Annotated in this window: 2 protein-coding genes; both read right to left on the bottom strand. The window is 45.4% G+C overall.

Features of this window, described 5'->3' with window-relative positions; translation table 11 throughout:
- Nucleotides 1-765: CD3337/EF1877 family mobilome membrane protein (locus tag HMPREF0367_RS09485; protein ID WP_035403687.1), on the bottom strand; the 765-nt coding region annotated here is incomplete at its 3' end.
- On the bottom strand, nt 762-1,374 hold a 613-nt coding region (locus HMPREF0367_RS09480), incomplete at its 5' end, for an ATP-binding protein (RefSeq protein WP_035403684.1). The genes HMPREF0367_RS09485 and HMPREF0367_RS09480, both read right to left, overlap by 4 nt.

The raw sequence follows: 1,374 nt of genomic DNA, 5'->3' as shown, positions 1-1,374 counted from the left end.
GAACTGCAACAACAGCCACGGTTTTTCTACCTGTATCGCAAAAAGGCTGTCACGGATAAGGTCTACGCTGTCCTTGCCTTTGCTTTGTGAATCGGGGAGCATGATTTTTGTCCCCAAGTCCAGAGAAGCGGTGCTGATGTCCGAACTGAAATCATTGATTTTCTGGATATAATTGGGAGCATAAGCAATAAAGGACGCAGACACAATGAACACCACCACAAAGTTGATAACAGCGTGAAGTGCTTTGCTTGTTTCCCGTTTGAGAAGCCCTGTATAGGCGGTGTAAACACCTACAATCAGAATGATAATGAGCAGGAATCCCACATAGAATCCACTGCTGGAAAATCCTTTTTCGGTCACTCCGGCAAGTGTCTGGATACTTTTCCCGATACTGTCTGCCATGTCATTGATGAAGTCCAGCTTATACGCCTGTTGCACCACATATCCTGTGGCATTGCTAAGATACAGGCTGATTGTCCAGACAAAATTTGTGATACAGTAAAGCCCGTACTGCACCGATTTTCCAATGCCGTCCAGCCAGTTCCACGGTAGCCAAGACCAGCTATTGTCCACATAGAAATCAAGCTGATAGTTGGAAAGCGGATACTTTGAATACAGGTTGTCTGCATTGACCGTATCATCGACCAGTCCAGACGCATGAGCTACCGTCCCAAGCAGGGACAGCAGTACCAGCGTAACGGTCACGGCAAGCAGTACCAGTTTCAGTACATGGAATACCTTTTCTCTTGTGATAGATTTTATCATTCCAAATCCACCTCACTTTTTATCGGCGGTCTGGTATCAAAGGCATGGAGCAGTTCTACAAAGACAGGGTGTATCTGTACCACACCGACACGCCCGTATAAATCCTGCATTAAGCATTGTCCGTTCTCCAAATCCCTCAATCGTTTCTGGTTATTTTCGTCCTCACTGTCCAGTCCGAAAAACTCTAAGGTCTGTTTGATTTCATTGGTATCTGTGGAGCGGAACGCAAACTTTAAGCCGATGTTATTTTTCAGACTTTCTTTCGATACGTCCCCAGAGGATTGTGTCACGAAATAGACTCCGGCGTTCATGGCTCTACCAGCACGCACCAGCTTATTTGATAGTGTTTCTCCCTGTGCCACATTTAAGAACGCCCATGCTTCGTCCAAGTCCACGATTTTAAAAATGCTTCGGTCACTGTGAATGAAATCAAGGGCAAAGGTGCTGATAACAATTAAGATGGATACCGACAACAGTTCAATGGTCGTGTATTCCTCAAAGGTAGTATCCTTATCCGGCAGAACCAAATCTGCAACCTGTATGATATTGAGCTGGTTATCCAGACTGATTGCATTTTCCACCGAACCGTCCGAGAATAAAAGCTGTGCA

Source organism: Faecalitalea cylindroides ATCC 27803, from assembly GCF_000469305.1.
GTDB classification, from domain to species: domain Bacteria; phylum Bacillota_I; class Bacilli_A; order Erysipelotrichales; family Erysipelotrichaceae; genus Faecalitalea; species Faecalitalea cylindroides.
Note: the sequence above shows the minus strand (reverse complement) of the source record. Positions and strands in the feature narration are given on the sequence as shown.